Below are 6923 nucleotides of genomic sequence, written 5' to 3' on the forward strand. Positions count from 1 at the left end.
CGGCTCCCGGCCGGGAGCCGCGCCCGCTGGGTCTTCCGCGGAGTCCTCGTCGTTCCCGTCGTCTTCGACGTGCTGGCCATGCTCGACCCGTCCCCGTACGACCCGCCCTTCCAGGACTACGGCCACCCGCTGCCCACCCTGCCCGCCGCGTACGCCTGGACCGGCCTGATCCCGCTCGCCCTGATGATGGCGCTGCTCGTCCTCTCCGTCCTGGTGATGCGCGGCCGCTACCGGGCGGCGCGGACCGTCGAGCGCGCGCAGGTGAAGTGGTTCGCGCTCGGGGCCCTCGCGCTGCCGGGGACGCTGCTCTGCTGCTGGGCGGACTACCTCCTCTGGGGCGAGGTCGGGGTGCTGATCTGGGCGGGTCTCATTGCGCTGTACGCCGGCGTGCCCGCGCTCACCGCGCTTGCCCTCCTGCGCCACGACCTCTACGACGTGGACCGCGCCGCCAGCGCGGTGGCCACCTGGGGCGTGGTCACCGCGGGCCTCCTCGCCGTCTACTCGGCGGTGTCCTTCGCGGGCGGGTTCGCCGTCGGGCGGGGCAGCGCGGTGACGGCGGCCGCGCTCACCGCGCTGGTCGCGGCCGCCCTCGTACCGGTGAAGAACCGGGTGCGGCGCCGGGTGGACCGGCGGCTCTTTCCCGTACGGCAGGCGGCGCTCGCCGCGCTGGACACGCTGGAGCGCGAGGTCCACGAGGGGAGGGCGCGGCCCGAGCAGCTGGAGTCGGTACTGCGCGACGCGCTGCGCGAGCCGGGGCTGCGGGTGGGGTATCTGCTGCCGGGGTCGGACGAATTCCGGGACGCGGACGGGGAGTTGGTGACCGGATCGGCCCCGGTGCGGCTCGGCGGGCGCACGATCGGGATCGTCGCGGGGGCGGACTGCCCGCGCGAGGTGGCCGCCGCCTGTGTGCTGCTCGTGGAGACCGTACGGCTGCGTCTGGAGGTCGGGCGGGCGCTCGGCGAGGTCGAGGCAAGCCGCGCCCGGATGCTGCGCGCCGGATACCGCGAACGGGCCCGGCTGGAACGGGACTTGCACGACGGCGCCCAGCAGCGGCTCGTCACCCTCGGGATGGCGCTGCGGCTCGCCCAGCGGCACCTCGACGACGGAAGCGTCGACATGGACGGGCTCCTCGACCAGGCCGTCGCCGAACTGGGCACAGCGGTCGCCGAGTTGCGGGAGCTGGCCCACGGCCTGCGCCCCTCCTCCCTGGACGACGGGCTCGGCCCGGCCCTCGAAGCGCTCTCCGCCCGCGCGCCCATCGCCCTCGACTGGCGCCTGGTCCGCCCCGAGCTGCCCGACGAGGTCGCGACGACCGCGTACTACGTCGCCAGCGAGGCCGTCACCAACGCCGTCAAGCACGCGGGCGCCGGGCGGATCGGGCTGCGCGTGCAGGAGGAGGGCGAGTCGATCCGTATCGCCGTCGAGGACGACGGCTGCGGCGGCGCGGGCGTCCGGCCGGGGTCAGGACTCGCGGGCCTCGCCGACCGGGTCGCCGCACTCGGCGGGATCCTAACCGTCTCAAGTCCGGCCGGGGCGGGGACGGTTGTGGAGGCGGTGCTGCCGTGCGCATCGTGATCGGCGAGGACTCCGCCCTCTTCAGGGAGGGCCTGGCCCGGCTGCTCGCGGACGCCGGGCACGAGATCGTCGGCCGGGCCGCGGACGCCCCCGCGCTGGTCGCCGCGGTCTCCGAGACCCGTCCCGACCTGGCCGTCATCGACATCCGGATGCCCCCGGACCTCACGGACGACGGGGCACGTGCGGCGCGCCGGGTACGGGAGGAGTTCCCCGGCCTGGGCATCGTGCTGCTCTCCCAGCACATCGAGACGCGCAACGCGGTGGAGCTGGTCGCCCAGGGCGGCTTCGGCTACCTCCTCAAGGACCGGGTCTTCGACGTGGACGACTTCCTGGAGGCGCTGCGCAGGGTCGCCGCGGGCGGCTCGGCGCTCGACCCCGAGGTGGTGGCGCGGATGCTCGGGGCGCGCCGCGATCCGCTCGCCACACTGACCGCGCGCGAGTCGGAGGTGCTGTCCCTGATGGCGGAGGGCCGGACGAACCTGGGGATCGCGCGGCGGCTGTGGCTGACCGAGCGGACGGTGGAGACCCATGTGGGTTCCATCCTGGGCAAGTTGGGGCTGGCGACGGGGGAGGAGCACAACCGGCGGGTGCTTGCGGTCCTGGCGTATCTGACCTCCTCCTGAAGCCTTCAGCTCTCGCATTGTTCTAGTAGTATGCGAATAATGGAGGTTGAAATGAAGCATGCACGAACCCGCCTGCCCGCAGTGGTCGCACTGCCGTTCCTGCTCGCTCTCGTCCTCGACCTGGTCTTCTACGCCGCGTTGCGGGACCGCCTGCCCACCCGCCTGGCCACCCATTTCACCGGCACGGGAACGGCCGACGGCCACACCGGCCAGACCGCCTTCGTCCTCGCGGTCTCGGCGGCCCTGGTCCTCCTCGGCGCTCTCTGGGCGGCTGCCACGCTCCGTCCCGGCCGGCCCGCCGGAGGCGCCAGGACCCTGGCCGGCAGCGCCTGGGGCACGGCCGCGTTCCTCGGATTCCTGACGGCCGCCACGCTCCGGGCCAACCTGCGCACCCTCGCACGCCTGCCGCTGTGGCAGCTGGCGGAAGCCGCCGGGGTCGCTGCGGTCGCGGCGGGGATCGGGCTCCTGCTCGTACGGTACGTACCGAAGCCGGACCCCGAGCCGTCAACTGGGCTTCCCCGAGCGCGCGTTGAACTGGCTGACGGGGAAGTCGCGGGCTGGGCGCGACGCGTCGACTCCTGGTGGGTGCTCGCCGGTGCGGCGACGCTGCTCGCCGCCGGGGTCGTGGTCTGGGCCGTGCTGGGCCGGGTGTTCGCGGTCCCGGCGCTCGCCATCGGGTTCCTCACGCTGCTCTTCGCCCGGCCGTACGTCACTGTGGACCGCAGGGGGGTCGCCGTCACCACCGGATGGCTGCCCTGGCCGCGTATCCGGGTGCCGCTCTCCCGTATCGGGGGAGCGTCCCACCGGAACGTCGACGCCCTGATGGACTTCGGTGGTTGGGGTCACCGCGTGCGGCCCGGGGCCACCGGGATCATCCTCCGCTCCGGCGACGCGCTCGTGGTGCGGCGCACCGGCGGCCGTGAGTTCGTGGTGACCGTCGACGGGGCGGCCGAGGCCGCCGCCCTCCTCAACACCCTGGCCGAGCGGGACCGCGGGCAGGCGAGCCGCTGATGCTCTTCCGCGTCGACCCCACCTCCGCCGCGCCCCTCGGTGACCAGATCGCCGCGTGCGTACGCGGGGCGCTCGCCGAAGGGACCCTGGACGCGGGCGAACGGCTTCCGGCCGCCCGCGTCCTGGCCGACTCCCTCGGCGTCAACGTCCACACGGTCCTCCGCGGCTACCAACAGCTCCGCGAGGAGGGCCTGATCGAACTGCGCCGGGGACGGGGCGCGGTCGTCGTGGACGGGGCCTCGCCGCCGGGCCGGGCGCGCCTGCTGGAGCGCGTACGCGAACTGGCGGACGAGGCGCGCAAGTTGGGCCTGAGCGAGGACGAGGTCGTGTCGCTGGTGCGGGCGGCATTCTGACGCCCCACCCGCGCCGGGCTAGCGCCCCCGCCGCGTGGACCCGCCCCGCGACCGCTCCGCCGCGAGCACCCCGCAGGAGACGCCCTTCTGCCCCATCCGTACGCACGTGAAATCGCGGCGCGCGAACAGTTCGCCCAGCACCCGGTCCACCTCGGCCTGGTGACCTTCGGGCCGGCCCGGCTGCGGGTAGAGGTCGTCGATCACGTACGTACCGTGCGGCTTGACCAGCTTCAGGGCGCCGTCGAGGTGCGTGAACTTGCCCGGCCAGGTGTCGGCGAAGACGAGATCGAAGGGGTCACCCCGGTACGCGTCCAGCCAGGCCCCGCCGTCCGCGGCGACGAAGCTCACCCGCGGATCGTCGCCCAGATGCTTGCGGGCGACGGCCTGCACGGTCTCGTCGAGCTCGACGCTGACCAGCTCCACCCCCTCCGCGGCCATCCCGGACAGCAGCCAGGCCGAGCCCGCGCCCACCCCGGTGCCGAGTTCGAGGATCCGGCCGCCGGGCGGGACCGCCGCGGCGAGGGTGGCGAGGAAGGCACCGGTCCGGTCGTCGCAGGACATGAGGAAACCGGCGTCCGATGCCGCGGTGCGCAGGGCGGCGATGACCGCGGGTCCCTCGGGTAGGGGCGCGTTGTCGAAGTCGTACATCATGATGCCCTTCCGTCCCGTCGTGAGTGGCCTCAGTAGGTCTGAGCTCGGTCAAGTGCCCGTCGGGATCACGAATCTAGCCGCTCACCGCCCCTGGGCGGGGGCGGTTTCCGGGGAGCCAGGAGGAAGACGCGGGCGCTCGCTCACAGACCGAGCGCGCCCTCCGGCTCCAGGTGCCCAGGTGCGCTGTGCCAGTAGTCGCGGGTCTCCACGGCGAGCCCGTCTTCTTCCCTGAATCGTACGAGCACGCACCCGGCGAGAGTGGTCGGCTGCCCGTCCTCCTCGCCCAGCACCAGGAATTCGGCGACCGCGACACCGCTGTCCGTCACCAGGGGCTCCCCGAAGCGGACGTCGACGGCGTGCTCGCCCGCGAACGACCACCGGATGTACGCGGCGATCTCGGCACGCCCGCGGTGCGGGGCCCGGAAGGGCATGGACCGGTGGACGCAGTCCTCGGCGTAGAGCTCCGCGATGGTGTCGGCATCACCCGCCTTCCACCCCGACTCCCATACGCGCACGAACCGTTGAGCCGCATCCCTCACGTCCATGACCGCACCCCTCTCGCTCCGACGACCAGGCACAGGGCGGCCCCCACCGCGTACCAGAACAGGTCCGGTGCGTTGAAGGTCGACCCGAGGAGCGGCTGCAGGGCGGCCGGGATCCCCACGATCTGCAACAGTTCGACGGCCCAGCTGAATCCCAGCGCGACGGCCGCGGCGACGGCGGTCCGAAGCCTCGGCGCCACCACGACGACCACGGCGCACACCAGCGCCGTGTAGAGGGCGTCTCCCGCGTACTTCGCGAAGTCCCCGCCGCCCCAGGCCCGCACACCGAGACCGGCCGCGACAGTCACCGCCGCGCCGGCCATCGCCCACCACCGTCTGCTCATTCCCGGCACCTTACGCACTGGGCGGATTCCGCTGACAGCGTGCCCGCCACCCGAAGGCCCCCTGCCGGGGCAGGGTTGCAGCCATGAAGCTACTGATCCTGGGCGGTACGGAATTCGTCGGCAGGGCGATCGCGGAGGACGCCCTCGCCCGTGGCTGGGAGGTCACGGTCTTCCACCGCGGCAAGAAGCCCTCCCCGCCGGGCACCACCACCCTGCACGGCGACCGCACGGCCCCCGACGGCCTGGCGGCGCTGGCGGACGGCTCATGGGACCTGGTGGTGGACACCTGGTCGGCGGCGCCCGCGGTCGTACGCGAATCCGCCCGCCTCCTCGCGTCGAGGACCGCCCACTACACGTACATCTCCAGCCGCTCCGTCTACACCTACCCGACCCCCGCACAACTCGACGAGACCGGCGCCGTGGTCGATTCGGCCCCCGGCCTGACGGGCGAGGTCCCCTACGCGGAGGCCAAGCGCGGCGGCGAACTGGCGGTCGTCGAGTCCTTCGGCGACCGTGCGCTGCTGGCCAGGGCGGGCCTGATCATCGGCCCGTACGAGAACATCGGCCGCCTCCCGTGGTGGCTGAACCGCATCGCCCGCGGCGGCCCGGTCCTGGCCCCGGGACCGCGCGACCTCCCGCTCCAGTACATCGACGCCCGTGACCTGGCGGCCTGGACCCTGGACGCGGCGGAGGCGGGGCTCTCGGGTGCGTACAACGTGATCAGCGCGCCGGGCCACACCACGATGGGCGGACTCCTGGACGCCTGCGTCGCGGCCACCGGTTCCTCGGCGGAGCTGCGCTGGACCGACCCCGAGCCGATCCTCGAAGCGGGCATCGAGCCGTGGACGCAGCTCCCGATCTGGATCCCGCAGGGCGAGCTGCACGAGATGATCCACCAGGGGAACGTCTCCAAGGTGCTTGCGGCGGGCCTGCGTTGCCGGCCGGTGGAGGAGACGGTCGCGGACACCTGGACCTGGCTCCGCTCGCGCGGCGGCGAGGCCCCGCAGCGCCCGGACCGGCCTACGGTGGGTCTGGACCCGGAGGTGGAGGCGAAGGTGCTGGAGGGCTGAGCTGTCAGCGGCGGGCGGAGCACGGCAGGCCCGGCTAGCGTGATCCCATGACCGCCCTCCTGCACCTCACCGAGCGCGCCCTGTGGGACGCCGCCCTCGCCTCCGGTTCGTACGAGATGTCCACCCGCGGCCGCACCCTCCAGGAGGAGGGCTTCATCCACACCTCGCTGCGCCACCAGGTCGTCGCCGTTGCCGGGTTCCTCTACGGGGACTGGGCCGGGCCCGGTGACCTCGTGCTGCTGACCATCGACAGCGAGCGCCTCACCGCGCCCGTACGGTACGAACCCCCGGCCCCCGGCGCCGAGGACTTCCCCCACATCTACGGGCCCGTGCCCGTCGACGCCGTCGTCAAGGTCCAGCCCTGGGACGGCGGTTACGTCCTCGACTGGTCGGACACCGCCCCCCTCAATCCGCCCCTCACCTCCGAGCGCGAGGGCGACCACCTCCTCGTCACCACCCGCGACAAGACCGACTTCTGGCGGACGACGTCGTACGGTTTTGTACGCGACGACGGCCATGCCCTCCTCACCGGCCTGCCCGCCGGATCCGCGGTCGAGGTCACTTTCGAGTCCGGCAGCTTCACCGACCTCTACGACCAGGCCGGGATCATGGTCCGCGTCGACGAGAGCAACTGGATCAAGGCGGGCATCGAAGTCACCGACTCCGTACCGCACTTGGGCGCTGTCGTCACCCGCGACCGCTCCGACTGGTCCATGGCCCCCGTCCCCGACTGGTCGGGGACGGGGGCCATGGA

General features: G+C 73.2%; 8 protein-coding genes and 2 pseudogenes. 7 read left to right on the forward strand and 3 right to left on the reverse strand.

The genetic code is table 11. From position 1 onward, the window contains the following. The 4 genes from J0695_RS25350 to J0695_RS25365 all read left to right on the forward strand — a co-directional run. The coding region (locus tag J0695_RS25350) for a sensor histidine kinase (RefSeq protein WP_242553168.1) at positions 1–1575 on the forward strand (1575 nt) is incomplete at its 5' end. Continuing rightward, complete coding sequence (locus J0695_RS25355) at positions 1563–2198, forward strand: response regulator (RefSeq protein WP_206965615.1); 636 nt, start codon at positions 1563–1565, stop codon at positions 2196–2198. The genes J0695_RS25350 and J0695_RS25355, both read left to right, overlap by 13 nt. A gap of 51 nt (positions 2199–2249) precedes the next feature. Beyond that, positions 2250–3209, forward strand: a complete 960-nt coding sequence (locus J0695_RS25360; RefSeq protein ID WP_206965617.1) for an SdpI family protein — start codon at positions 2250–2252, stop codon at positions 3207–3209. Continuing rightward, entirely contained in the window at positions 3209–3562 is a 354-nt protein-coding gene (locus J0695_RS25365) for a GntR family transcriptional regulator (RefSeq protein ID WP_206965619.1), read from the forward strand. Before J0695_RS25360 ends, J0695_RS25365 begins: the two co-directional genes overlap by 1 nt. A gap of 18 nt (positions 3563–3580) precedes the next feature. On the opposite strand, the gene J0695_RS25370 is transcribed toward J0695_RS25365, so the two are convergent. From J0695_RS25370 to J0695_RS25380, 3 genes are all read right to left on the reverse strand, one after another. Then, positions 3581–4213: an O-methyltransferase gene (locus J0695_RS25370; protein WP_242553169.1), complete on the reverse strand. Its 633-nt coding sequence runs from the start codon at positions 4211–4213 to the stop codon at positions 3581–3583. Between the two features lie 140 nt (positions 4214–4353). After that, positions 4354–4758, reverse strand: coding sequence for a nuclear transport factor 2 family protein (locus J0695_RS25375; RefSeq protein WP_206965621.1), 405 nt, complete (start codon positions 4756–4758; stop codon positions 4354–4356). Next, positions 4749–5099, reverse strand: coding sequence for a DUF2809 domain-containing protein (locus J0695_RS25380; RefSeq protein ID WP_242553170.1), 351 nt, complete (start codon positions 5097–5099; stop codon positions 4749–4751). The genes J0695_RS25375 and J0695_RS25380 overlap by 10 nt, the downstream gene beginning before the upstream one ends. Positions 5100–5182: 83 nt before the next feature. Between J0695_RS25380 and J0695_RS25385 the strand changes: the two genes are divergently transcribed. The 3 genes and pseudogenes from J0695_RS25385 to J0695_RS44150 form a co-directional block, all read left to right on the forward strand. After that, positions 5183–6169 (forward strand): NAD-dependent epimerase/dehydratase family protein, encoded by a 987-nt coding sequence (locus tag J0695_RS25385; protein WP_206965623.1) that lies wholly within the window; start codon positions 5183–5185, stop codon positions 6167–6169. 47 nt (positions 6170–6216) lie between these two features. Next, a pseudogene (locus tag J0695_RS44145) lies at positions 6217–6543 on the forward strand (DUF952 domain-containing protein); the annotation flags it as partial. A 93-nt stretch (positions 6544–6636) separates the two neighbouring features. After that, positions 6637–6923 (forward strand): annotated as a pseudogene (locus J0695_RS44150) (DUF1349 domain-containing protein); the annotation flags it as partial.

The organism is Streptomyces beijiangensis (assembly GCF_017315755.1).
GTDB classification, from domain to species: Bacteria; Actinomycetota; Actinomycetes; order Streptomycetales; family Streptomycetaceae; genus Streptomyces; species Streptomyces beijiangensis.

Coding starts and splice junctions, on each gene's coding strand:
- J0695_RS25360 (WP_206965617.1), top strand. CDS start 2,250: ATGAAGCATGCACGAACCCGCCTGCCCGCAGTGGTCGCACTGCCGTTC.
- J0695_RS25365 (WP_206965619.1), top strand. CDS start 3,209: ATGCTCTTCCGCGTCGACCCCACCTCCGCCGCGCCCCTCGGTGACCAG.
- J0695_RS25370 (WP_242553169.1), bottom strand. CDS start 4,213: ATGATGTACGACTTCGACAACGCGCCCCTACCCGAGGGACCCGCGGTC.
- J0695_RS25375 (WP_206965621.1), bottom strand. CDS start 4,758: ATGGACGTGAGGGATGCGGCTCAACGGTTCGTGCGCGTATGGGAGTCG.
- J0695_RS25380 (WP_242553170.1), bottom strand. CDS start 5,099: ATGAGCAGACGGTGGTGGGCGATGGCCGGCGCGGCGGTGACTGTCGCG.
- J0695_RS25385 (WP_206965623.1), top strand. CDS start 5,183: ATGAAGCTACTGATCCTGGGCGGTACGGAATTCGTCGGCAGGGCGATC.